Consider the following 24894-nt stretch of genomic DNA (forward strand, 5'->3'; position numbering starts at 1 on the left):
AGAACTTTTTAGTTAGAAATTATAAGAAACACTAGTCAACGTTTCTCATTTAATCAGCTTAACTGTTATCATTATGCAACTCAAAACAACTAATCATATAAAAAAACTTTGAGCTTCATAATTCATAGCGTTTTCTGAAGAATACACCGTTAAGTAGTTGCTTACTAAACTAGACAAATACTTAATAAACTTTTTTGAATTATTTTTTTGAATCGAATTAAATTAATTAACTACCTACCAATTATGACATAAATTTTTCTATACCATCTTTGAAGTCAAAACTATGTTCTGCTGTGATATGTCTAACTGTTTTTGTTGTAGAGCGCATAACCACACTATGTGTAACAGCATAAGAACCTCTGCGGGTGCTATTAACTCTTTTGACGCCTTGAAGCATATTACCATCAGTTACTCCAGTTGCAGCAAAAACAATATCTCCAGATGCTAAATCATCAATATCGTATTTTTTATTAAGATCACTGATACCAAGACGATGGGCGCGTTTTATTTCTTCATCATCATTGAATACCAGTCTTGCTTGCATTTGTCCACCTAAGCATTTAAGCGCTGCCGCTGCAAGAACACCTTCAGGTGCCCCACCAGTACCGATATACACATCTATACCAGAGTTTTCTGTTGCTGTAGCTATTACACCTGATACATCACCATCATTTATCAGTATTACCCTAGCACCACATTCACGAGCCTCTTTGATGATATGCTCATGTCTAGGCCTATCCATAGTACAAACAACTAATGCAGACATATGTACACCTTTGAATTCAGCAACTCTCTTTAGATTATTTGTTACAGAATCATCTAGATCAACTATACCCTTAGGCGCATTAATACCACCAACAGCAATCTTTTGCATATACACATCAGGAGCATTTAAAAAACCGCCCTTGTCTGCCATAGCTAAAACAGTAAGTGCATTAGCGCCACCTTTTGACGTAATTGTAGTACCCTCTAAAGGATCCAAAGCAATATCAACCTCACAGCCACCAGCACCAACTTTCTCACCAATATACAACATTGGTGCCTCATCAAGCTCACCTTCACCAATCACAACTGTACCATCAATATCAACCTCATTAAGTGCTTTTCTCATTGCATCAACGGCAGCTTGGTCAGCAGCAATCTTATCACCTCTACCCATCTGGCTCCATGATGCTAATGCTGCTAGCTCAGTAACTCTGACTGCTTCAAGTGCTACTTTTCTATTCATTTGTTTTGGTCCTTTTCGTTTAAAGTTTATCAACTATTGGCGTTAAAAAGTTTTCTATTACTTTCTTAAGCTCTATAAGCTTACCATGAAAAAAATGTCCAACTTGATTCATTTTAACCAAAGTTAAATCAGATTTGATAGTTTTAAGAGTAAAATCAAAGACAGAGTTTGGATTAACTATATCATCATCTATACCCTGTACCACAAGCCATGGAATATCCCGTGGTTGGCTAAATTTGTTTAGATCAAATCTATCTACAGCTGGCGCTATTGTAATTAAACTTACAATATTATCTAGCTTACTTAAACCTTTATAGGCTATAGCACCACCAAATGAAAAGCCGCACAATATTATCTTTTTTGCTGTTGCATTATGTTTAATCCAATCACATACTGCAAGCAAATCTTCTAACTCACCAACACCCTTGCTATACTCACCTTGACTCTCGCCAACGCCACGATAATTAAATCTATAAGACTCTATATTAAAAGTTTTCATCGCTCTAACAATGGTAGTGACAATTTTATTATGCATGCTACCTTGATATAATGGATGAGGATGGCATACCACAGCAACAATGTCTTTGTTGGCATCTTTGATTTTATCATGAGCTGCTTCAATACGGCCAGCTTTACCTTGAATAAAAAAAGTGTTCATAATTGTTATAATTAAGATTCTCTAGTAAGATCGCAATTCTCTAGTTTTATCAATTTTGTCTTTTTAATAAACTTATATACAAAATATAGTATCACAAATGCAAAGAAACCTATATAAGTTGATACGAACTCTAATATTACACTAAGCCAAGTTCTACCTTCCATAGTTAATATCGTAATACCCTGACCAACAATCACTATACTGACCATAACTAAAGCGATAATAGGTGCCCATGGGAAAAACTTTGCCACATAAGGCAAATCATCTAAGCTTTTACCTTGCTTAATATACGCTCTTCTAAAACGATAGTGGCTAAGCGCAATTGTAAACCATGCGATAAATCCCGCTAAACTTGAAACATTTACTAACCATGTAAATATCTGCCCACTACCAAAAAAGTTTACAAAAAAGAATGATGACCCTATAACTGCTGTAATCAAAAGAGCAACCATTGGTGTACCTTTTGAATTCGTATTAGCAAAAACTTGTGGCGCTTGCTTAATTTTACCTAAATGCCATAATACTCTTGTTGCACTATACATACTTGCATTACATGCTGAGATTATTGCAGTTAATATAATCACATTCATAATAGTTGCAGCTGAACCTAAGCCAACATTTTCAAAAACTATCGTAAATGGACTAACAGAAACATCATTACTCATTCCAGCTTTTATTAAAGATGGATTATTATATGGAATCAAAAAACTAATAATCACTACAGCTAGTATGTAGAATATAAATAAACGCCAAAATGTTTGTTTGATTGCTTTTGGTATTGATGTATTTGGATCTTTAGCCTCTCCTGCTGTGACACCTATAAGCTCACTCCCTTGGAAAGAAAAGCCTGCGATCATAAATACTGATATAAAGCCCCACCAACCATTATGAAAAGGAGCGTCACCAATATGCCAATTTTCAAATCCAACGCTTGCATGATTACCTACTAGACCAAATATTGATAAGAAACCGACAATTATAAATATAATAACTGTTGAGACTTTTATAAAAGATAACCAATATTCTACTTCACCATATATCTTCACCGAAAATATATTCAAAGCAAAAACTAATACAAAGAAAAAACCACTCCATAACAGAATTGAGCTACCTGGAAACCAATACTGCATAATTAATGCCGCAGCAATAACTTCTGTAGCAACTGTAATAGCCCAATTAAACCAATAGCTCCAACCAGTACTAAAACCTAATGCTGGATCAACATAACGTGTAGCATATTCACAAAACGTCCCGCTAACAGGACTATGCGCAGCCATTTCACCAAGACTTGCCATCAAGAAGTAAACCATTATAGCTATGATTACATATGCTAAGACAGTTCCTCCAGGACCAGCATCTGCAATTGCTCCGCCAAGCGCTACAAATAAACCAGTACCAATACAGCCACCTAGAGCTATCATTGACATATGACGAGTATGTAAACCACGTTTAAGTTTTTGCGACATCTATTTTATTTACCCCCAAAAAGGTATTAATCAAAAAAATTAAAGAACTTAGTATATTTAACTCTTAACGACTGAGTTAAGCTTTGAAAAATTAATAAATATTTAAACGACAAAAATAAAATTAAAGAGTTAAATTTCTCTCTAAACATTCCAAATCTCCGCCATAAAAATAAAACCCAAGTCCATCACAAATACCTCTTCCAATATATTCAATTTTTAATTATCTACGTTTATGAGATATAAATCAATATTCTTTTTTACGATACATTAGTGCATAAACCACCCATGTAGATATATACACAAATATGCCACAGAAAACTACATCACTAAAGAAGTGCCCACCCTGCGACATTCTCATCAGCCCTAAACCTCCACCCGCAACTAGCGCAGCTGCAAATGCAATAAGCTTTTTTCTCCTTGTAGCTACTAGTGGCATAAATGCAAAAAGCCAAAATCCCATTGACGCATCACCACATACAAACGAGCAGTTTTTGTCGCACTGCGAAGATATAACAAACGGTGGCTGAAAGATTTTATCGCCATTAAATTGCTCGACCATAACTGGTCTCGGGCGTCCCCAATGATCTTTAAATACATAATTAACAACTAAGCCTGGGCCTATCCATAAGCACACCGCTATAAACAATATAGCTTTTCTATGCTTAATCTTAAACTTATCGATAAACAATGATCCTAAAAGAAATAAAATCACTATTATTGAGAAAAATATTGGAAAGAATCTTGCAAACCAATGCAAAAATCCTAAAAAGCCACCATAGCCACCAATAAATTGATGTGCAGATGAATTATAAAAATGTCCTGCTAATTGTATATCTAAATTTGGAAATATAAGAAAGAAAACCCATGCAGAAAAACAAATAACTAAACCTAATATTATATGAAATCTTGCCAAAATCTATCCCTCTAAACTTTCGAATTTAATAAATTAGTAGTATAGTCTAACATTTTTAGAGTTTTTTTTGTTAAAATTATCAATTGGTTTTACTTATTAAGTGTAATTTATTTTAGAAAAAGTATGGCAGATAACAATACAAACAAAACTAATCATGCAGTTGGTAGGTTAAAGATAACTCTCGTAGTCATTTTAACAGCTAGCATAATATACCTTTTTATCGCATTATTTAGCTTTAATATTAATGACCCAGGCTGGAGTAGTGTTTCCTCCGAAATCACAATAAAAAATTATGCTGGACCAGTTGGCGCATACATAGCAAGTTTTATACTCTCGATATTTGGTGTTATTGGCTTTATCTTACCATTTTTGCTTATCGATTTTGTTAGAATTCTACTTATCAAGGGAAAACAACAAAGTCTTAGTTACCTTTTATTTACAATAAAGACTGTTGGAATTATTGTTTTCATACTTTCTTGCTGTGGGCTTGCTGAGCTTTATCTTAGCTTTGCTAACTACTGGGTGCCTCAACGCTCGGGCGGGATTCTAGGTTATGAAACAGCCAAACTCACCATCAAATATTTAGGCTCAGTAGGTGGCTGTTTTGCATTATTAATAGCTTTATTTGTAGGTCTAACGCTATACTCAGGTACAACATGGATATATCTTTTCAAAAGCCTTGCCGTATTTGTTGCTAAAGTATTTAGCCATATTACAAAAGCAAAACCTAATAATGATAAAAATATCCCAGACATAAGTGGCTTTGAAACTTTTGAAGGAAAAAGTAACCTAATAAGCCCACTTGACAAGAATAATAAAACAACATTAGTCACACTTGAAACTAGTCAAGAAACTATTAAAAAAGACATTTTTAAAGAAGTATTAGGTAATACCAAAGTAGCAAATGAACTTTCATTTAAAGATCCTAAAACTGAGCAACAACAAAAACCCGATTTAAATCTAGCATCAGATTCAGTCTTAGACTTAGATGTCGATTTAGAACCAGAATTACCATCAGAGCTAATTAGTGAAACTAAATCAGCAATGACAAAAGAACAACTAAAAGCAATAACAACGACATCTACGGCTAAATTGACTTCAAGCTCAAGCGTCAGTAAAGCTCTTAAGAAAAACATGCTTCCCCCACTTGATCTACTTATAGAACCAGAAGCAAAAAAAACTGTTATCTCTCAAGCACAGCTTGATGAAACATCTTCATTACTTGAGCAAACCTTAAATGACTTTAATATTAATGCAAAAGTTGTTGCAGCATACCCTGGACCAGTAATCACAAGATATGAGATAGATCTTGCAAGAGGTACAAAAGTCAGCAAACTGACAAATATTGCTCAAGATTTAGCCAGAGCACTTTCAACTACTGCAGTTAGAGTTGTTGAAGTAATTCCTGGTAAACCATATGTGGGATTAGAGCTACCTAACCCAACTAGACAGATGGTGCGTATCAAAGAAGTACTAGCATCACCTGAGTTTATAAAATCTAAAGCCCCTACACTAATGGGAATAGGTGTAGATATATCTGGTAAACCAACTTTTGCAGAACTTGCAAAAATGCCACACCTTTTAGTAGCTGGGACAACTGGTTCAGGTAAATCTGTTGGTGTCAATGCTATGATTCTTAGCATGCTATACAAATGTAGCCCTGATGAGCTTAAATTCATCATGATTGATCCAAAGATGCTGGAGCTTTCAATCTATGATGGTATACCACATCTATTAACACCAGTTGTTACTGATATGACAGAGGCTGCTAACTCTTTGCGTTGGTGTGTTAAAGAAATGGAGCGCCGCTATGCCTTAATGTCAGCAGCTGGAGTAAGAAATATTGCCTTACTAAATGATAAGATTGAGCAGGCAGAAAAAGTTGGCAGACCTCTTAAAGATACAATGTTTATCAAAATGAATCCAGAAAGAGCTCATGAAGCACCATTACTTACCAAGATGCCATACATTGTCGTTGTTGCAGATGAGTTTGCTGATATGATTATGGTTGTTGGTAAAAAAGTTGAGGAATTAATTGCCCGACTTGCTCAAAAAGCACGGGCAGCTGGTATTCATATAATTCTAGCAACACAAAGACCATCCGTAGATGTAGTTACTGGTTTGATCAAAGCAAATATTCCTACTAGAATGTCTTTTCAAGTATCATCAAGAATTGACTCTAGGACGATACTTGATCAACAAGGTGCAGAGCAACTTCTTGGACAAGGTGATATGCTTTATCTTAAACCAGGCTTTGGTGCTCCTATGCGTATTCATGGTGCCTTTGTTGATGATAATGAAGTCCATAGAGTCGTAGAATCTTGGAAAGAATATGGTGAACCAGAATATATTGAAGATATCTTAGAATCATCAGAAGAAGCTGAAAGTAGTACTTCAACAAATAGTGATAGTAGTGAAGATCCACTCTATAACGAAGCAGTAGAAATTGTTATCAAAACCCAAAAGGCATCAATCTCTGCAGTACAGCGTAAACTAAAAATAGGCTACAACCGTTCAGCAAGGTTAATGGAAGAAATGGAAGAGAACGGTATTGTTTCAGAGATGAATCAAAATGGTATGCGTGAAGTTCTAGTAAAGAGAGACTCTTAGATGAAAAAAATAATTGTATGTTTAACACTTTTTTTTAGCATCAATATTAGCTTTGCTGATGCAGCTAAAGACCTTATAGAAAAGATAAAAAATATCCACTCTATGACTGCTAACTTCAGTCAAAAACTCATAGATGGACAAAGTAGCAACAATCTTAATTCAAAAGGCAAAATGAGTCTCAAAAAGCCGCAATATTTTAAATGGATAACAACTTTTCCAAATAACCAAGAAATTGTCTCTAATGGTACAAAGCTTTGGATTTATGATGGTGATTTAGATCAACTTATCATAAAGAAAGTTTCTAATGATATAGCCCAATTTCCTTACCTTATCCTTTTATCAGAAAGTACTAACAACATTAACAAACTCTTCACTGTCAAAGAGGAAAATAACAATAGCTATATTCTAAAACCTAAAAATGACCAAATGATCGATAGCATAAAAATTAAGTTTTCCCCAAATAACCAACTTAAATATTTAGAAATTTCAACCTCACTAAATCAATTTACCAAAATTGAGTTTACAAATGTAAAAACTGATGTAGATATAAGTGATACAAGTTTTGATTTTAAAGCACCTAAAGGTACTGATATAATCGATGAAACCAAATCTGCATAAAGATTTAACTACTTTTTCTCGACCATATAAGCGCCAGCAGCCCCACCAGCAGCTCCAACACCAGCAACCGCCAACCAAATACAACTATTTAGCGACATAAGTAATCCAGCAACTATTAATAATTTATAGCATTTCCTCATATAAAATATAACATAAAACTTTTATAGACTTGAGTATACCAAGAAAACTAATTTGATTACAAGCACAAACTTTTAACCTAAAAAACTGATATATAACAGCATACGACTATTTCAAAGATATTTAAAACTAGCTTCTAAAAATCTCCTTAAAAATTACAAGCAAACTCAAGCGACAGCTTAGAAAAATATCAAAAGCAAAATTACTCGCCATCAAGAAAACCAGTTTTAGGCTTTGTTTCTCTCTTGAAGATATTTCTATGCTTTAATATTTCTTTTTTTTGTGATTCAGATTTCTGTGGATTTGCTTTATCAAACTCTTGTAAAAATTTATCTGCTTCACTCACATAGGCTCTATCTTTCTTATTATCAAATAAATGAGCTAAGCGCAATATAAATTTCATCATATAACGACCTCTCTTAGATACCAATTATAAATTATCTTGTAGCTTGTGAGTAATTATACTAAACTAAACATCAAAGTCACCCATAAACATTAAGCTTTTAAGTATTAGCAGATGATGTTGAGCCAAAAACCAAAAATAATTGGTATATTTCTAATGTTCCTAAGTCTTACCATGCTTAGTCCTTTATTGGTTGACTACATATATGATGAAGATAATGCTTATCCATTTCTTTTAAGCTTTACAGTAACCTTTTTATGCGGTTTTTTGCTTTGGTTTATTTCACGTAAAACGAATAAGAAACTTTCAAATAGAGATGGCTTTCTTATAGTTACACTTGTCTGGATGTTCGTAACAGTTTTTGGCGCAATACCTTATATGTCATTTCCTGGTCTAAATCTATCTTTTACTAACGCGGTATTTGAGTCTGTTTCTGGTTTTACCACAACTGGTGGTACTGTAATTGAAGGACTTGATAAACTACCTCATAGCATTTTATTTTATCGCCAACAAACTGAATTTTTTGGTGGTATGGGTATCATTGTTCTATCAGTGGCAATTCTACCTTTACTAGGTGTTGGTGGCATGCAGCTATATAAAGCAGAGGTATCAGGCCAATGGAAAGATGATAAAATTGCACCTAAAATTTCAAGCACCGCCAAAGCGCTTTGGATGGTATATCTGTTACTCACTTTTTTATGCTTTATCTCTTATTTACTTGTTGGAGTAGAACCATTTGATGCTGTGTGCTATACATTCTCGACAGTATCGACTGGCGGCTTTGCACCTTCAGATGCAAGCATGACCGACAAACCACTTGGCATGCTTGTCGTATGTGCGATTTTTCTTTTTTTAGGTGCTACTAGTTTTAAAGCTCATTATATAGCTCTCTCAAAATTTAAATTAAGTCACTATCTTAAAAATATTGAGTTTAAAGCATATTTTTATTTCTTATTTTTTACCTCATTTATTGTATGTATCACAATGATTGCTTATACAAATGACCTTTCAAATATCTTATCTATAATTACTAACAGTATCTTTCAGGTAATATCAATCAGTTCAAGTGCAGGTTTTGTTTCTGATAATAACTATTACTTATGGCCTAGCTTTTTGCCTATTATGCTAATGTTTATCGCCATAATTGGCGGTTGCGGTGGCTCTACTGCTGGTGGTCTAAAGATGATTAGAGCAATTCTTTTCAAAGAAAAAGCCATACTTGAGGCCAAGCGTGTCATCCACCCACAAGGGGTTTTTACTGTTAAACTAGGTGATATCCATATATCAGAACAAGCACTTAATAGAGTTTCCGGATTTATTTCTGTTTATATCATAATTTTTGCTTGTGGCTGGCTAGCTTTACTAGGTTGTGGCCTAGATACTACTACAGCATTCTCAACAATTGCCACTACTTTATCTAACGTAGGTCCGGGACTAGGTGATATAGGCTCAAATTTCAAAAATCTCCCTAAAGAAGCCTTATGGATATGTGACTTTGCGATGATAGCTGGGCGTCTAGAGATATTTACAATTCTAGTATTATTTATGCCAGATTTTTGGAGAAAATAATAAGTATCGTTTAAAGTCCTCCAGACTCAACTAGGTAAGATAGACTACCTAAACTATCATACTCAATGGCATTTGCATATGTGATAATTTTATAATCTATATTAGAACCTTTACCTTTACATTCTAGCTTTAATAACTCATTTCTACCAGATAAGTATGCTACAAATGAGCCAGTTTGGGTAATTTCTCCTTGTTTACCCTTTATATCTGCAGTATAAATAAACTTACAGTCTTGGTTATCACCAACATATACATTTACTAAGAATTCGGTTGGCTTTTTATCAATAATATTAAAAATTCCTTGTGGTGTATTATCAAAACGAAACCCAAAAATATTATATGCCGTTAACTTCTTTTTTGAGTAGCCATGCTTTAGCAAAGGAAGTTCTTCAGCTTGATAACTGTCAGTTGAGCAACTAGTTACTAGCAAAACCATAAACATAATTATAATTATTTTCTTTAAGAAAACTATTTTTGCTATTTTTGAACGCATATTTGTAAATAAAAGCTGTAATGACACTAGATAAAAGAATAAACCTAAATAGGTAAAGAGGCAATAATTTATAGTGATTTTAGCGAATTATTCCTCAGTATCAACTTTCTCCTGTTGTTGCTGTTTTTTATACTCATAGTAGTCTTTCATTGTTAAGCCTTTAGCTCTAAACTCAGCTTTCTCAGCTATCTCATCTAGACGCTTCTTAGAGTACTCAACATGCTCAGGAGCATAGTCCTCAACTGGTTGACCTTGTAGATTAAATCTCTGCTTAAGCTCAAAAACTGCCTTATGATAACGCGTATCACCAACATAACGACGCAATACATTTCTAAGCACCATCTTATCAACTGGCGCAAAGTGCTCATTTTGGTAAATTATTTCAATTTCTTCGCTTATGCCGATTTTAAGTGGTTTTTTATTGATTGGATCAAAACATTTAGGAAAACGATGGCATAACCATTTAAATAGTTTAGCTTCTTCTTTCTGTCTTTCTTTCTCAATATCAACCGTTACTAAGATTTCTTGAGCATCTTCAAGCTGAGGATTTTGAAGCTCATCAACTATTTTATTATTTATTCTATGACCATACTGCGGAATACGAATAAAAGAAGTATCTCTCTCCTCGTCCTTCTTAACTGGAGCCTTAGAAATATTCTTATTCTTTGAAATATTCTTATCCCTAGCTTGCTTCATTCTAGAAGTTTTTTCTTCTATCTTAGAAGAGCTACCCAACAAAGATTGTAATAGTGAAAAATCGTTTAATTTATTTCTACCTTCAGACATTTTTATTTTATTAATAGTTATATAGGGAAAACCCCTTTGTACACTTGAGTTATATCGTACTACAAAACTAATATGTTTAGCAAGCAATAAAACATTACTAATATTTTTTTTTGCTATCGATATCAATTATATTGACAATTTTCATAAATTAAGTATAATATGACTTACATTTGTGGCTATGTAGCTCAGTTGGTTAGAGCACAGCATTCATAATGCTGGGGTCACTGGTTCAAGTCCAGTCATAGCTACCATCGAATTCCTTCAAACCTTTATATATTAACTATCAATAAATAATCATTAGTAGAAATAGTACAGTTTTGAACAAGTTTGAAACTCACGATATTTTTAGTTTAGATTTATTAAGATATTTGAAAGAATATAACTATACCCGCTTGTTTTAACGCCCTGCTACCAGCTAAGGGCGAACGATATAAATATTTATTTCAAAAGCTCTTTTGCTAATTGTTCTGCTTGTTTAAGGACGGTATCAGTAGCTAACTTTTGCATATCTGGTGGATAGCCAAATTCACGCAGAGTCCTTTTGATAGTAACCCTAAGTTTAGCTCTTACAGATTCTTTTTTTGTCCAATCTATAGACGCTGATGATTTTAGACGATTAAATAGCTCGATTGCTAACTCTCTTAGCTTATCAGTTTGCATTATCTCTTTAGCACTCTCATTATTTGCTACCGCTGTATAGAAAGCATACTCATACTCTGTCAAACCTAGCTTTTGATACTCAGTATCCATATTTTTAATTTCTTTAGCTTGGCTTATTAATTCATCTAAAAACTCAACTGATGAAATAGCCTTGCTGTGATAACGGCGAATCGAATCCTCTAGCATCTCTTTAAGAGTCTTTGCTTGGACTAGGTTAGTTTTTGAGCGAGCTTTTATCTCTTGGTTTAGAAGCTTCTTGAGTGTTTCTAAAGCAATATTCTTGTGCTTATAATCTCTAACTTCAGCTAGAAACTCATCTGACAATACTGATATATCTGGTTTTTTGATACCGCTTGCGTCAAATATATCTATAACTTGATCTGTTACTAGAGCCTTATCAATAACTTGGCGAATAGCTGTCTCTATCTGCTCATCAGTTTTGCCTGTTCCTGTAGAGTCAAATTTTGCCAATCTTGCTTTAATAGCTTGGAAAAATGCTATTTCATCTTTTGCATCTACTGCCTCATCATGTGGCATAGCTATTGCAAAAGCTTGCGATAAAGCTGTCACTTCATTAGCAAAGCGTTTCTTGCCATTTTCTAAACCTAAAATAAAATCCTCTGCTTCTAGGATAATAGCTAATTTCTGCCTAGTATCAGCATCAAAATATTTCTCATAGTCAAAACCATGAAACATTTGTGAGACTACTTCTAATTTCTCAAGCATTAGGCTAACTGCTTTTTCTTGTGTCTGTGCTGGATCACCTTTACCACCACTATCACTATAGAAGGATAGAGCTTTTTTAAGATCACTTGCAATACCTAGATAGTCAACTACTAATCCTGCTGGCTTGTCTTTGTAGACTCTATTAACTCTTGCTATAGCCTGCATTAGATTATGACCTTGCATAGGTTTATCAATATATAGAGTGTGCATAGATGGTGCATCAAAACCTGTTAGCCACATATCACGCACTATCACTAGTTTTAGCTCATCTTTGGTATCTTTCATACGGTTTGCAAGATTACGGCGTTGTTGCTTGCTCGTATGGTGTTGCTCCATTTCTGGGCCATCACTAGAGCTAGCTGTCATTACAACTTTTATAACGCCTTTATCTAAATCTTTATCATGCCACGCTGGGCGAAGTTTGATAATCTCATCATATAACCTCACAGCAATTCTACGGCTCATAGCGACAATCATAGCTTTACCATCGCATACCTCTTGGCGAGCCTCAAAGTGATTAACAATATCATTAGCTACTTCTTTGATACGATTCTCACTACCAATTAAAGCCTCTAGCCTTGTCCATTTAGCTTTTGCCTTTTGTGATTCATCTAACTCACCAATCTCTTCATCTAATTCTTTGACAAGTTCTTTGCCCTCTTCACTTAGATTTATCTTAGCTAAACGAGACTCATAAAATATCGGTACGGTAGCACCATCATCTATAGCTTGTGAAATATCATAAATATCGACATAATCACCAAAAACCATAGGGGTATTTTTATCATTAGCCTCAACTGGAGTACCTGTGAAACCTAGATATGTAGCATTAGGTAAAGCATCACGCAGATATTTAGCAAAGCCATAAACTGTCTTTTTACCAACTATATTGCCTTGTTCATCTTTATCATCGACAGTTTTTGCACTAAAACCATATTGGGTACGGTGTGCTTCATCTGCTACTACGATAATATTATCTCTTGCTGATAATGTATCGTAAACATTACCATCTTCTGGCTGGAATTTTTGGATAGTTGTAAATACAATACCACCACTTTCTACTTTGAGTAGCCTTTTGAGATCCTCTCTAGTGTTTGCCTGTACTGGAGTTTGTCTAAGTAGGCTTTTTGAGGCTGCAAATGTATCAAATAACTGATCATCAAGATCATTTCTATCTGTGATAACTACTATAGTTGGATTATTTAGAGCTAGTACAGCTTTACCTGTATAAAAAACCATAGATAGTGATTTACCACTGCCTTGAGTATGCCATACTACCCCACCTTTTTTATCGCCATCTTTATGGCTAGCTTGTAACGTTCTCTCAAGAGCTTTATTAACCGCATAGTATTGATGATATGCTGCTAGCTTTTTAATTGTGAAAACTTGAGTTTGTCCTTTCTCATCTTGCTTTTTATCTTTCTCAAATACGATAAAGTTTTTGATAAGATCTAGCAAAGTGATAGGATTTAACATCCCTAAAATTAGAGTTTCTAACTGTGGTACAAGTTTTGAGCTCTCGGCTATACCATCACTAGATTTCCAAGTCATAAAACGGCTAATATCAGCTGAAATAGTCCCTGCTTTTGCCTCTAATCCATCACTAATTACACAAATACAGTTATATCTAAATAAGCTTGGAATAGTTACCTTATAAGTACGGATTTGGTCAAATGCTGACTTGATAGTTGCATTTTCATCAGTAGCATTTTTTAGCTCTATAACTACCAATGGCAAACCATTTACAAAGATAATTAAATCTGGGCGTTTATTATTATCATTCTCAATAATTGTAAACTGATTCATTACCGTGAACTCATTATTACTAAGATTATCAAAATCTATAAGTTTGACAATCTCACCTCTAGTATCACCTGTTACTGTATACTCAACTTTTATACCTTGAGTAATATATTTGTGAATAAGCTCATTATCGGCTAAAAGCTCATCAGAAGAAGTACGCAAAACTTTTTTAATCGCATCATCTATTAAGTTTGACTGAATTTGTGGGTTAATTTCTAGAAGCTTATTACGCAGAAGATTCTCTAATACCACATCTGAAAATGTAGCTCTTTTATATACGGTTGCTGAGCCTATCGAAGTATCAGTATCTGGTGCTACATCAGGAGCAAATATATACTCATAGCCTAGAGATTTAAATAAATCTATTGCGTAGTTTTCTATATGGTCTTCTTTCATTAATATATTTGAGTAAATAAAAAGCTTATATATACATTTTAAACTATTGACTATAAAACTAAATCACAAATTTAGTTAAATATTTGATATTTAGCTAAAAAGTCAATACAATTCATTTTAAATACCATTTTTGCATTTTTTCTGCAAAAATAATGATTAAAAAAGGATATAAAATGCTTATTGAATTCTCAGTGTCTAATTTTAGATCAATAAAAGAGGAAACTTCTTTTAGCATGATCTCAAGCAAAAGTGAAAACAAAAATACTTTTGAAAAAAGTATTGCTAATAAAAATACATCACTATATAAATCATCTTGTATTTATGGATTAAATGCTGGCGGGAAAAGTAACCTTCTAAAAGCTATAGCAACTATGAAAGAAATAGTTTTAACATCTGATAAATTACCAGATGATAATTCACAACAAAAATATAATGAATTCCAGCCGTATCTTTTTGACAATTGTTCAAAAGACGAGCCTAGCCTATTTGAAGTGGTATTTGCTATTGGCGAAACTAAATATCAGTATGGTTTTAAAATTTTAAATAATAAAATTATGGAAGAATGGCTATATGTTTATGAAAGTCATCTCCCACAAAAATGGTTTGTAAGAGAAAATGATAAATATAACTATAGTGCAAAATTCAAAGGTGAGAAAAAAACATGGGAAAATTCCACAAGAGAAGATTCTCTTTTTTTAACAACTGCTATAAAGCTTAATTCTGAACAATTAAAGCCAATTTTTAACTGGTTTCTAAAACTAAGTGTCATTAATAGATCAAATACTAAAAATAATATTTTTAATACTTTTTTTTACTATAAAGAATCTAATGAAAATAAAAGTAAAATTATAGATTTTATACAAAATGCTGATTTTGCTATTACAGACTTTAATATTAATGAAAAAGAAACTGAAGTTAGACCACGAGTAGCAGATCAAAACTTCAAAAATATATCTAATGCAAATAAGAGTATCCAAATTAATATATCTACTTCTCATACCAATCAACACGGAACATTTAGTTTAGACTTTGAGCGAGAATCTGATGGTACTAGAACCATATTCAATGATGCTGGATTATTTTTGAAGGTTCTTGAAAATGATAAAATGCCTGCTCCTATTTTTATTGATGAGCTAGATATACATCTACACCCTAACCTAGTTAAGCAAATAGTTGAAATATTTAATAATGACAAGTTAAATAAATATAATAATCAACTTATATTTACGACTCATAATACATCTTTGCTCTCTAAAGGAATATTTGAAAGAGAACAAGTTTGGTTTATTGATAGAAATAAAGATCAAGAGAGTGAGCTATATTCTTTAGCAGATTTTGGCGAAAGAAAAGATGATAGTAATATGTTTGAGAAAAGATATCTTGAAGGTAGGTATGGGGCTGTGCCAATATTAGATGACTTAAAGGAGCTAATATAAGTGGCAAGAAGAAACCATACAGATAAAAGAAAGAACAAATCTAGACAGGAAAATAAAATTTTTCTGATTGTTACTGAAGATACAGAATCTGCATATAATTATTTTCAGATCTTAAGAAAAGAAAATAGATTGCATACTCTAAATATAGAAGTCAAACCATCTAAAAAATCAGCTCCTGACCAAGTTATCTCATTTACTAAAAAATTAGCTGAAGCAAAAGATGCAGAACTTTCATTTTGCATTATAGATAGAGATACACATGAGCATTTTGACGAAGCTATTAATGATGCTAATAAAATCAAAAATTTAGAAATTATCGCATCGTTTCCTTGTTTTGAATATTGGATAATATTACATCATAACAAAGATTGCTATAGACCCATGAATGCAAAAGAATGCATTAGAGAAACTACTAATAGATTTAAATCTTATGAGAAATCTATGGATACTCAAACATGGTCAAATTTTTATAAAAATGAACTAGCAAAAAATCAAGATACTGCTATAGAAAAAGCTATATTAGCGGAAGAGAATTGTCGAAAAGATGATACTGAAAATCCAAAGACAGATATTTATAAGCTATTTAATACAAAAGGTTACCCCTTTTATAAAGAGAATAAATCAAATTAAGAAAATCGGAATTTCCAACTTTTCTTAATCTAATTAGTGATTATTTCAATAGCCATCTATTTTGTATATATAACCAGTTACCCGCTTTAGGATTATAGTTTGGATACATTTTTCTAAATTCATAAAGGGCATTCTCTTTCGCTAACAAACCATATTCAAGCAGATACATCAAAGCTATAGAAGGGCTTCTAGACTCACCCAAACTACAATATATAAAAACATTATCATTATTATCAATATGCTTTTTGATAAAACTTAAGGCTGAATCTATCATTTTATCACTTACATAGTTTGGATCATCTCCATCTATCATATTCAGATATATAGCATCTTGCTCTTCTTTAAATAGATAATATGGATTTCGCTTATCACACCCTCTACCACTCCAACCAACTACTGATTGATGCGTAACAAAAGCATTTGCTCTATTTAATGCACAAACAATTCTCATTCCTTGAAGCTTCGCTTGAAGATATTCTTCTTTAGTACCAACATATAAGTTTAAATCGCCTATTCTTACCATATATACAACCTTTATTTATTACCTACTCGATTTATCTATATCTTCTTTTATATGCTTGTCTTTGAATGTCGTAATATATTTTTTTAATTCTGTGATTATAATACAAGAATGATCCTGTTATTTAGCTTCAGACTGTAATAATAAGCTTAGAATGCTCAGAAATCTTTTCTTTAAATATCTCACAACTCTGTTTAAATATCTCTAGGTCTTTTAGGAAATTAGTGTTACCTTCTGTATTTTTAGGCAAATCTAAATTGTACTTATACAAGTGCTTATCCAATATTTCTAATATATTGTTATAATACGGTTGTAACTCATCAGCAAAATACAGACTTATTAGCATTTCTTGTTTTTGTCTGTTGTCACCTATCAAATCTTTTTTATCAAATTCATTAAGTATCTTATTGAGTCTTGAGACATCACTCTTAATATCTGTATATTTTAGATATGATAAATATAAAGAGTATTGCCATTTAGCCCAATCATTAAACAATAAATATAATTGCTCTAACTTATCTAATCTCAATTTTAAATTTTTATCTCGTTGCTCAAGCTCATATCTTTTCAGATTTGATCTATTTGCAATATACACGCCTAATAAAGTAAATATTCCTGGTAAAGAAGCAGATAATACGCCTGTAAAAATGGCAGCCCACATACTCACACCCTCACCTGCCCGCTCATCAATTTAGGTAATAAAGTATCTCTAGTCTGTTCTAGTGTTTTTATTTGTTTTTTATTTTGATGTATTTTTTCAAAATTTGGGGATACAGCTTCTGAAAAATTCAATATTACACTATCACATGGTTTTAAAATTTTTAAAGAAAGCATATCTTTTGCTGTTACTCTTTGATGACTACCACTCGTTCCAGAAGCAGACATTGATAAGATTTCTGTTGTTTCATTAGATTTTAAGAACATCGAAACGAATGGAAAATACTCTTTCTTTTTAGGCTGTAAAACTTGAAATTCTGTTGAACATATCTCATTGTCTTCAACTTCAAAATAAATATCCCAAACCCTAGGAGTTTTAGGGTTCAACTTAGAAACTAATATACTATAAGAATACAATCTATATTTATTACTTCTTATATCAGAACCAGTTTCACTTATAGGTACTTTACCATTATCAAAACTCGGTAAACTGTAATGCTTAAATAAGCCAGAAGGCGTGTTTTGGGGTTTTACATTATCTTTTCTGTGATAAACAATCTCACTCAAAGGCACCTCCTCCCACCCCTCATCAGCTTTTTCGATAAACCACTCTCTAAATAGAGTTTGTGCCATATCTTCTAGGGTTTGGTTTTGTTTATGGAGTAGGTCAATTTTATCATCAAGGCTAGATAGTACTTCGGCTATGGCTTTTTGTTCGGCTAGTGGTGGGAGATTGATTTCTATTTCATTTAAAATTTTTGTTGTAAGACTTGGCACAGCAGAGCCTACATTGTAAGAAGCCAAATCTAAAGTTTTTAATTTATAAAATAAGAACTTTCCAAAAATTTTATTACTATCTATCTTACTCCAAAAAATAGTATCAACAGTCCAAAATGGTTTATCAATATAAAATATATTTCCTAGAGTTCCTTTTCTTGGAATTAAAATAGACTCTTTATCATATAAAGCTTGATTGGCATATCTCATAACTCCACCGCTACCATAAACAGGTATATCTCCATCATCTAGGAGTTTATGATCTTTACCATATTTTATTTCAATTAAAGAATCTAACTTACATTCTCTCCAGCCATTTGGTAATTCTAAACTACTCATTAGCCTCTCCCTCATATAGCATATTCATTACTAGTTTAATTATTATCTCTTTTTGACTAGGGGCTGATTGCGCCACTAGTAGAGCTATAGAAGCTAGAGCATTGTCATTTATCTTAGTCTCGCCATTTGGTTTATATAAGATGCCATTCTTATGCAAAAACAATACAAAAAGATAGGCACCTATGCGTTTGTTACCATCATTAAATGGATGTCCTTTGATAATGTAGTATAGTAAGTTTGCAGCCTTTGCCTCAACCGACGGTAAAAGATCCTCACCAGCAAAACTTTGATAGATATTTTGTAAATTACCCTTTAGCTCGCCTGCTTTTTCTTGTCCAAAAAGCTCTGTAGCTTCGCCTTTGGCTATTAGAGTATTTTTTAGCTCTGCTATAGCTGCTTTAGCCTCATCATAATCAAGTATGAATTTTGACTCTTTAGTTTGTGTAATCTCTTTTAAGCTTTGATCATCATAGCCTTGTAGTAGTGCCCAACTCTTAGCATAGTTAGAGACTATTTCTACAAAGCCTTTTGCCTCATTTGTACCTATAGCATTATTTTGTAAGCTTTGTTTTATAAGCTGTATAGTTTGCTCTAGCTCCTGCAGTTTTTGTTGCTTGAGCTTGTCTTTGTTTAGTGTATAGCCTTTGATAAGGTATTCTTTTAGAACTTTATTTGCCCATATACGAAATTGAGTAGCTTTTTTACTATTTACCCTATAGCCAACAGATATAATGACATCAAGATTATAAATTTTTGTTTTTTGAGATTGCTTTTTATCTTGAATTGCACCATGTTTAGTGGTGTGTTCCAAAATGGAACATACCACATTTTCATCTAGCTCTTCACTTTTGAATATATTACTCAAATGCTTTGTAATAGCTGGTCTTTGAACATCAAAAAGCTCTGCTATTTGTTTCTGAGACAACCAAACAGTCTCATTCTCTACAGTAGCTTTTAACTCTATATTACCATTTTCATAAATAACTATATCACTCATATATAACCTTTATTTGGTCATTCTATGGCTCGACCATAGAATCCATTTTTATATTTTAAAACTACCCCGTCTTGCTTCACAATCTATACAAAACCACCTCCCCTTGCGAGCAAGGTACTAAACTACCCCGTCAGTCTAGCGACTGCCACCCCTTCACAGAAGGGGAATGTCCTAAATTTAGCTAGTACAAATTTCCCTCCGCTGGAGGGGTGCCGACTTGTCGGTGGGGTGGTTTATTCATCCGCTATTTTTATCTTTTCAAGATTATCCATAATCCTTTGGTTTAGAGCTTCTTCTTGTTGCATTTGCTCTGCTAGTTGAGTTTTTAGGCTTGTAAATCTCTCTGCAAAGTTAAAATCATCTTCAACCTCTTCTAGCCCAACATATCTACCTGGTGTTAGCACATAGTTTAGCTCTGCCACCTCTTCATAGCTTGCTGACTTACAAAAGCCTTTGATGTCTTCATAGTCCTTGTCGACTTTCCAATTATGATATGTTTGTGCTATTTCTGTAATATCATCATCACTAAACTCTTTAGTTCTACGATTAATTAGATGCCCTTTATTTCTAGCATCTATAAAGAGTATATCTTTTGTCTTTCGACCTCTTTTGATAAACCATAGAGAAGCTGGGATTTGTGTATTCAAAAACAACTTAGCAGGTAAATTAACTATACAATCAACCAAATTTGCCTCTACTAAAGCTTTGCGGATATCACCTTCACCAGAAGTGTTTGATGTCAATGCTCCTTTTGCTAATACAAAACCAGCTACTCCCGTAGGTGCTAAATGATATAAGAAGTGCTGTATCCAAGCATAGTTAGCATTACCTGCTGGTGGTGTGCCGTATTGCCACCTTGCATCATTTCGCAATAGCTCACCACTCCAGTCTGATATATTAAATGGTGGATTTGCAATGATATAGTCAGCTTTTAAGTCCTTATGTGCATCATTCAAAAATGAGCCTTCAGAATTCCATTTAACTTGCGAGCTATCTATACCTCGTATTGCTAGGTTCATCTTACATAGTCGCCAAGTAGTTTGGTTTGACTCTTGTCCATAGATAGAAAGATCATTGATTTGCCCTTGATGTGACTCAACAAATTTCTCAGATTGAACAAACATCCCGCCACTACCACAACATGGATCAAATACTCTACCTTTGTATGGTTCAAGCATTTTCACAAGTAGCTCAACTACAGATTTTGGTGTATAGAACTGTCCGCCCTGCTTACCCTCTGCTAGTGCAAACTCTCCCAAGAAATACTCAAATACATGACCAAGCACATCTGCGCTACGGCTTTGAGTATCGCCAATTGAGATATTACCGATTATATCGATTAGCTCACCTAGTGTTGTCGAGTTAAGATTATCGCGTGCATAAACTTTTGGTAATACACCTTTTAGTGAGTTATTCTCTCTTTCAATCTCATCCATCGCCTCATCGACTAGCTTACCAATCTCTGGTAGCTTTGCATTTGCCAAAAGATACGACCATCTTGCTTTAGTAGGCACAAAGAAGATATTTGACTCTAAATACTCGTCTTTATCCTCTGGATCTGCCCACTCTTCACTTTGTAACTCTGCGTATCGCTCTTCGAAACTATCTGAGATATATTTTAAAAATATCAAACCTAATACAACATGTTTATATTCTGCAGCATCGATATTTTTTCTAAGTTTGTCTGCTGCTTTCCATAGAGTGACTTCGATAGACTCTGAAACTGTCTTTTTTGTTTTTGCCATTTGCTTGAGTTTTAAGTAGAAAATAAGTATATAAATTTATTATATTTAATTGGTTTGGCTATTGCTAGAAGTATTGATTTATATAGTTATCTTTCGCATAAATGAAGTTAGTAAGAGCTGTAATCAGTTCAGACATATATCCTTGTATAAATTCTGTCTCATAATTATTATCTCTTATATATGCAATTTCTATTTTAAGTTTTGATAACCTTAAATACATTTCTTTAGTTTTGTTAGCTTTTCTCTTACTGAAATATACTCTTATCAAGTCTTTGGCTTTATCAAGTGAGTCATTAGCTTTCTTATAATTTGATTCTAATATATGAGCCATTTCTTCAATATTTTCTTCTAAATCTAAAATCTCTTGTATTAAATTTGATGCCTCATTTAAAGTATTGATCACTTCCAGTTTTCTTCGCTTTTTCTCTTTTTTAGATAGAAAGAATTTATCTAAATAAAGAGAAACATTTATAATTGAGCTTATAGACATTTTTAATAAATGGGGCTGTTGAAAGCTTACCCAATTTGTGTGTTTAAAGCTTAATTCTTTAACGCTGTGCATCTTAGGCCACTATTCTAAAGTTTTTCTTTATGTTTTATTAATATTTCTGATATTTGGATACACTTATCCTAGTTCAAGCACAAATTGAGTGGGTCAAGCACTACAAGTCGCTTAAGATTGAAGCAAATAGATTTCATCAGTTCAGCAAAGTGATTTTTTGAAACTCCTCTATATCTAACACGTTTATCCTGATGAGCAAACACTCTTTCATAAGGTGAACGTATAGCACTAAACCAACTGTCTTGATCATGATTTTTACCAAGCATATTATTCTTCTTTATGGCTTTAAGGTCACAACAGTTATCCCTGGCAGTTTTGTTAGCATATTTTGTACAGTATCCCTTATCAGCATAAATCGCACCACCATCAGGGCAAACATATTTTATACCCTTTGCATCTGTAACGTTGGCAGGTGTCACAGCTACTTTATTAATCAGTCCACTCTGCATATCTACACTAGTATGTTTCTTATAACCATACCAAAATTTATCTTTACCTTTACAGCCTATACGTGCTTGCTTATCTATAGCTACTTTAGGAAGTATTTCATTATTTAACTTTTCATATTTCTCTTTGATAGCTTTATCTCTTTCTTTCCAAAGATTAGCTTTAGCTATTAAGTGACTAGCATCAACAAAACTAAAGACTTCATTGATAAATCCTTGTTGTTTTAATTGCTTTCTTAAATCATTAAAAATTTCCGATATAAAACGAGTACCTATATTCTTTCTAAATTTACAAAATACACTATGATCGGGAGTTTTTTCTAATAATGTAAATTCACAAAACCATTTTGCTGCGTTATTTTCTTGTAGATATTTCTCTAATTCTCTATCGCTAAGATCTTCCATAAATTGTAATAGCAAACATTTAAATAAACGTAGCATTCCATAACCTTTATAAGGGTTATCTTTTTCAAACTTTTTTAATTTCTTAGCAACATTTTTAAAATTCCAAATCGATACAAACTTACGATATATATGATTTCTCGGTACTAAGTCATTAAGACTTATCATCTCTAGTTGATTCATCAGATAAGCATATGAAAATTAATATAACTATATTTTAACAAATATTATTCTATATATGGCTAGTTTTCAACACGCCCTAAATTTGATGTGTAGCTTGTATAAAAGGATAAACTAAATATTAAAAGAAAACAGCTATTTGATTATTAACTGTAAAAGTTGTGATGTCACCTGATAGCTCAATATCACGAGCTAAAGATTCAAAATCGATTAGTATCTTAGATATTCTGGAACTGATGAAATATAAGTAGTTTCTTCTGCATGGTCTTCAACTGAGTTATATAAACCTATGAAAAGATCTTTTATCATTTCGATAGCTTCATCCATGCTATTTGTATACTTATAAGCTTCTATGAAAAGCTTACCATGTTCTACAATGTTTTCAGCTACTTGAGAAATAGTTTCTAAACTTTCATACTCTGGGCAAACCTAAGCTATCAAAATCTTCATAATCATGTATTGCCCACTCTTCAGCAACTGGCATAGTCGAATCTGCTAAAATCTCTTGGATTTCTTCTTCTGATGAAATAGCAGCGACCATAGCATTTTTACTATCTAGTAGCGCTGGCTTTATAACTGGTCAGGTAATCTCTGTTGACGGGGGGGGGAAGCTTATAAATTGTGAATCTCACACTCTAGGATCAAAATTCATCTTCTCTTGCATTTGTCTATAGAACTCTTTTTTCTCCTCTGTATCTGCTAGAGGCAACTTAACATCATAAACAATATAGAAATCGCCATCACCAAGACCTTTGCCTTTTATACGCATTTTGCGTCCTGACTGGCTTCCTTCTGGCACTTTCATTTTCTTCTTACCATAAGGAGTATCTATTTCTAATGATGTTCCAAGAGCTGCTTCCCATGGTGCAATATTGATATGCTCATAGATATCATTACCATCAACTTTATAGTTACTATGGTCGACAACTTCTATTTTGATATAAAGATCACCTGCAGGAGCATTTACACCAATACCTGCACTACCTTTACCCTTTACACGAAGTTTCTTACCATTACCCATCGCTGGTGGTATTTTAACATCAACACTTTGGTGCTGCATTGTCGGCACACCATTAGCACCTATTTCTTGATAACTATACGAAACTGTTCTCTTACCGCCTTTAATCGCATCTTCGACATTTAAGCGTAATAATATATTTATATCCTCACCTTTCCTTGCTCTTGGCTGTCCTCCTCCGAAGCCTCTGGTGCCACCACCGCCTCCAAAAAGGTCTCCAAAGATATCACCTAGATCTTCAAAATTGAAACTTTGTGGTCCACCTCCTTGCGAGAAACCACCAAAGCCACCACCATGGCCACCAAAACCACCTTGTTGAACTTTATCCCAGTTTTCTCCATAGCTATCGTAGAGTGCTCTTTTTTCTTTATCACCTAAAACATCATATGCGACCTGGATTTCTTTAAATTTATCCTCAGCACCTTTTTCTTTATTAACATCAGGGTGATATTTTTTTGCTAACCTTCTATATGCCTTTTTTATATCTGCTTCTGATGCATCTCTACTCACCCCTAGTAAAGAATAATAATCTGCCATAACTGAAACTCCTAAATACTCTAAATAATGCTGTAATAATATATCTAATTTAAATATAAACTACTTGATTAATGTTATAAAATTTTTCTGCTATTAGAAGATATAAGGGTTAATTGACAAAAAACAAGCAATATAACTTAATTCTCAAAGATTTATGTAAAAAACAACTATCAGCGAATCC

21 protein-coding genes, 1 tRNA gene and 2 pseudogenes are annotated in these 24894 nt (G+C 33.2%); 7 read left to right on the forward strand and 17 right to left on the reverse strand.

The genetic code is table 11. The features are described from left to right. Positions 1 to 241: 241 nt before the first annotated feature. From glpX to lpxF, 4 genes are all read right to left on the reverse strand, one after another. Positions 242 to 1228, reverse strand: a complete 987-nt coding sequence (gene glpX, locus CGC45_RS07490) for a class II fructose-bisphosphatase (RefSeq protein WP_071629685.1) — start codon at positions 1226 to 1228, stop codon at positions 242 to 244. A gap of 19 nt (positions 1229 to 1247) precedes the next feature. Next, the gene (locus tag CGC45_RS07495) at positions 1248 to 1886 is read right to left on the reverse strand and encodes an alpha/beta hydrolase (protein ID WP_071629686.1); all 639 of its coding nucleotides are present in this window, start codon (positions 1884 to 1886) and stop codon (positions 1248 to 1250) included. A gap of 11 nt (positions 1887 to 1897) precedes the next feature. Further along, positions 1898 to 3352, reverse strand: coding sequence for an amino acid permease (locus CGC45_RS07500; RefSeq protein ID WP_071629687.1), 1455 nt, complete (start codon positions 3350 to 3352; stop codon positions 1898 to 1900). Between the two features lie 244 nt (positions 3353 to 3596). Continuing rightward, entirely contained in the window at positions 3597 to 4265 is a 669-nt protein-coding gene (lpxF, locus tag CGC45_RS07505) for a lipid A 4'-phosphatase LpxF (RefSeq protein ID WP_071629688.1), read from the reverse strand. A gap of 123 nt (positions 4266 to 4388) precedes the next feature. Here lpxF and CGC45_RS07510 point away from each other — a divergent pair, with 123 nt between their 5' ends. Together CGC45_RS07510 and lolA are read left to right on the forward strand one after the other, a co-directional pair. After that, a complete protein-coding gene (locus tag CGC45_RS07510) occupies positions 4389 to 6875 on the forward strand; it encodes a DNA translocase FtsK (RefSeq protein ID WP_071629689.1) in 2487 nt (828 codons plus the stop codon). Continuing rightward, entirely contained in the window at positions 6876 to 7493 is a 618-nt protein-coding gene (gene lolA, locus CGC45_RS07515) for an outer membrane lipoprotein periplasmic chaperone LolA (protein WP_071629690.1), read from the forward strand. A gap of 340 nt (positions 7494 to 7833) precedes the next feature. Here the strand turns inward: lolA and CGC45_RS07520 are convergent, their stop codons facing one another. Next, positions 7834 to 8037 (reverse strand): CBU_0585 family protein, encoded by a 204-nt coding sequence (locus CGC45_RS07520; protein WP_071629691.1) that lies wholly within the window; start codon positions 8035 to 8037, stop codon positions 7834 to 7836. A 111-nt stretch (positions 8038 to 8148) separates the two neighbouring features. On the opposite strand from CGC45_RS07520, the gene CGC45_RS07525 reads away from it, so the two are divergent. Beyond that, positions 8149 to 9603: a potassium transporter TrkG gene (locus CGC45_RS07525; protein ID WP_114702121.1), complete on the forward strand. Its 1455-nt coding sequence runs from the start codon at positions 8149 to 8151 to the stop codon at positions 9601 to 9603. 10 nt (positions 9604 to 9613) lie between these two features. Here the strand turns inward: CGC45_RS07525 and CGC45_RS07530 are convergent, their stop codons facing one another. Both CGC45_RS07530 and CGC45_RS07535 read right to left on the reverse strand, forming a co-directional pair. Continuing rightward, a complete protein-coding gene (locus CGC45_RS07530) occupies positions 9614 to 10096 on the reverse strand; it encodes an FTL_1709 family lipoprotein (RefSeq protein ID WP_232310092.1) in 483 nt (160 codons plus the stop codon). 87 nt (positions 10097 to 10183) lie between these two features. Further along, positions 10184 to 10882, reverse strand: a complete 699-nt coding sequence (locus CGC45_RS07535) for a ProQ/FINO family protein (RefSeq protein ID WP_071629693.1) — start codon at positions 10880 to 10882, stop codon at positions 10184 to 10186. A gap of 174 nt (positions 10883 to 11056) precedes the next feature. Here CGC45_RS07535 and CGC45_RS07545 point away from each other — a divergent pair. Beyond that, a tRNA-Met gene (locus CGC45_RS07545) sits at positions 11057 to 11133 on the forward strand. 187 nt (positions 11134 to 11320) lie between these two features. Here CGC45_RS07545 and CGC45_RS07550 read toward each other — a convergent pair. Continuing rightward, on the reverse strand, positions 11321 to 14467 hold the full coding sequence (locus CGC45_RS07550) for a type I restriction endonuclease subunit R (RefSeq protein ID WP_071629694.1): 3147 nt from the start codon (positions 14465 to 14467) through the stop codon (positions 11321 to 11323). Positions 14468 to 14640: 173 nt separating this feature from the next. Between CGC45_RS07550 and CGC45_RS07555 the strand changes: the two genes are divergently transcribed. Then, the gene (locus CGC45_RS07555) at positions 14641 to 15903 is read left to right on the forward strand and encodes an AAA family ATPase (RefSeq protein ID WP_071629695.1); all 1263 of its coding nucleotides are present in this window, start codon (positions 14641 to 14643) and stop codon (positions 15901 to 15903) included. Beyond that, positions 15904 to 16533: an RloB family protein gene (locus CGC45_RS07560; RefSeq protein ID WP_071629696.1), complete on the forward strand. Its 630-nt coding sequence runs from the start codon at positions 15904 to 15906 to the stop codon at positions 16531 to 16533. Positions 16534 to 16573: 40 nt separating this feature from the next. Here the strand turns inward: CGC45_RS07560 and CGC45_RS07565 are convergent, their stop codons facing one another. From CGC45_RS07565 to CGC45_RS07600, 8 genes and pseudogenes are all read right to left on the reverse strand, one after another. Next, positions 16574 to 17056, reverse strand: coding sequence for a protein-tyrosine phosphatase family protein (locus CGC45_RS07565; protein ID WP_071629697.1), 483 nt, complete (start codon positions 17054 to 17056; stop codon positions 16574 to 16576). A gap of 127 nt (positions 17057 to 17183) precedes the next feature. Beyond that, positions 17184 to 17714, reverse strand: a complete 531-nt coding sequence (locus CGC45_RS07570; protein WP_071629698.1) for a hypothetical protein — start codon at positions 17712 to 17714, stop codon at positions 17184 to 17186. A 2-nt stretch (positions 17715 to 17716) separates the two neighbouring features. Then, entirely contained in the window at positions 17717 to 18826 is a 1110-nt protein-coding gene (locus tag CGC45_RS07575) for a restriction endonuclease subunit S (RefSeq protein WP_071629699.1), read from the reverse strand. Further along, a complete protein-coding gene (locus CGC45_RS07580; RefSeq protein ID WP_071629700.1) occupies positions 18819 to 19823 on the reverse strand; it encodes a virulence RhuM family protein/type II toxin-antitoxin system death-on-curing family toxin in 1005 nt (334 codons plus the stop codon). Before CGC45_RS07580 ends, CGC45_RS07575 begins: the two co-directional genes overlap by 8 nt. A gap of 233 nt (positions 19824 to 20056) precedes the next feature. After that, the gene (locus CGC45_RS07585; protein WP_071629701.1) at positions 20057 to 21568 is read right to left on the reverse strand and encodes a class I SAM-dependent DNA methyltransferase; all 1512 of its coding nucleotides are present in this window, start codon (positions 21566 to 21568) and stop codon (positions 20057 to 20059) included. Positions 21569 to 21632: 64 nt separating this feature from the next. Further along, positions 21633 to 22058, reverse strand: a complete 426-nt coding sequence (locus tag CGC45_RS07590; protein WP_071629702.1) for a hypothetical protein — start codon at positions 22056 to 22058, stop codon at positions 21633 to 21635. Between the two features lie 140 nt (positions 22059 to 22198). Next, on the reverse strand, positions 22199 to 23161 hold the full coding sequence (locus CGC45_RS07595) for a transposase (RefSeq protein ID WP_071628504.1): 963 nt from the start codon (positions 23159 to 23161) through the stop codon (positions 22199 to 22201). 118 nt (positions 23162 to 23279) lie between these two features. Continuing rightward, a pseudogene (locus CGC45_RS07600) lies at positions 23280 to 23678 on the reverse strand (antirestriction protein ArdA); the annotation flags it as partial. Between CGC45_RS07600 and CGC45_RS09390 the strand changes: the two are divergent. Then, positions 23677 to 23772: pseudogene (locus tag CGC45_RS09390) on the forward strand (SDR family oxidoreductase); the annotation flags it as partial. The pseudogenes CGC45_RS07600 and CGC45_RS09390 overlap by 2 nt on opposite strands. A 14-nt stretch (positions 23773 to 23786) precedes the next feature. Here CGC45_RS09390 and CGC45_RS07610 read toward each other — a convergent pair. Beyond that, positions 23787 to 24713: a DnaJ C-terminal domain-containing protein gene (locus CGC45_RS07610; protein ID WP_071629703.1), complete on the reverse strand. Its 927-nt coding sequence runs from the start codon at positions 24711 to 24713 to the stop codon at positions 23787 to 23789. Between the last annotated feature and the right edge of the window lie 181 nt (positions 24714 to 24894).

The organism is Francisella opportunistica (genome assembly GCF_003347135.1).
In the GTDB taxonomy this organism is placed as follows: domain Bacteria; phylum Pseudomonadota; class Gammaproteobacteria; order Francisellales; family Francisellaceae; genus Francisella; species Francisella opportunistica.

Bases quoted from the DNA above. Each gene is read 5' to 3' on its own strand.
- CGC45_RS07585 (WP_071629701.1), bottom strand. From the start codon at position 21,568: ATGGCAAAAACAAAAAAGACAGTTTCAGAGTCTATCGAAGTCACTCTA.
- CGC45_RS07580 (WP_071629700.1), bottom strand. From the start codon at position 19,823: ATGAGTGATATAGTTATTTATGAAAATGGTAATATAGAGTTAAAAGCT.
- CGC45_RS07500 (WP_071629687.1), bottom strand. From the start codon at position 3,352: ATGTCGCAAAAACTTAAACGTGGTTTACATACTCGTCATATGTCAATG.
- CGC45_RS07510 (WP_071629689.1), top strand. From the start codon at position 4,389: ATGGCAGATAACAATACAAACAAAACTAATCATGCAGTTGGTAGGTTA.
- CGC45_RS07530 (WP_232310092.1), bottom strand. From the start codon at position 10,096: ATGCGTTCAAAAATAGCAAAAATAGTTTTCTTAAAGAAAATAATTATA.
- CGC45_RS07570 (WP_071629698.1), bottom strand. From the start codon at position 17,714: ATGTGGGCTGCCATTTTTACAGGCGTATTATCTGCTTCTTTACCAGGA.
- CGC45_RS07590 (WP_071629702.1), bottom strand. From the start codon at position 22,058: ATGTCTATAAGCTCAATTATAAATGTTTCTCTTTATTTAGATAAATTC.
- lolA (WP_071629690.1), top strand. From the start codon at position 6,876: ATGAAAAAAATAATTGTATGTTTAACACTTTTTTTTAGCATCAATATT.
- glpX (WP_071629685.1), bottom strand. From the start codon at position 1,228: ATGAATAGAAAAGTAGCACTTGAAGCAGTCAGAGTTACTGAGCTAGCA.
- CGC45_RS07525 (WP_114702121.1), top strand. From the start codon at position 8,149: ATGATGTTGAGCCAAAAACCAAAAATAATTGGTATATTTCTAATGTTC.
- CGC45_RS07520 (WP_071629691.1), bottom strand. From the start codon at position 8,037: ATGATGAAATTTATATTGCGCTTAGCTCATTTATTTGATAATAAGAAA.
- CGC45_RS07595 (WP_071628504.1), bottom strand. From the start codon at position 23,161: ATGAATCAACTAGAGATGATAAGTCTTAATGACTTAGTACCGAGAAAT.
- CGC45_RS07535 (WP_071629693.1), bottom strand. From the start codon at position 10,882: ATGTCTGAAGGTAGAAATAAATTAAACGATTTTTCACTATTACAATCT.
- CGC45_RS07575 (WP_071629699.1), bottom strand. From the start codon at position 18,826: ATGAGTAGTTTAGAATTACCAAATGGCTGGAGAGAATGTAAGTTAGAT.
- CGC45_RS07555 (WP_071629695.1), top strand. From the start codon at position 14,641: ATGCTTATTGAATTCTCAGTGTCTAATTTTAGATCAATAAAAGAGGAA.
- CGC45_RS07495 (WP_071629686.1), bottom strand. From the start codon at position 1,886: ATGAACACTTTTTTTATTCAAGGTAAAGCTGGCCGTATTGAAGCAGCT.
- CGC45_RS07565 (WP_071629697.1), bottom strand. From the start codon at position 17,056: ATGGTAAGAATAGGCGATTTAAACTTATATGTTGGTACTAAAGAAGAA.
- CGC45_RS07610 (WP_071629703.1), bottom strand. From the start codon at position 24,713: ATGGCAGATTATTATTCTTTACTAGGGGTGAGTAGAGATGCATCAGAA.
- CGC45_RS07550 (WP_071629694.1), bottom strand. From the start codon at position 14,467: ATGAAAGAAGACCATATAGAAAACTACGCAATAGATTTATTTAAATCT.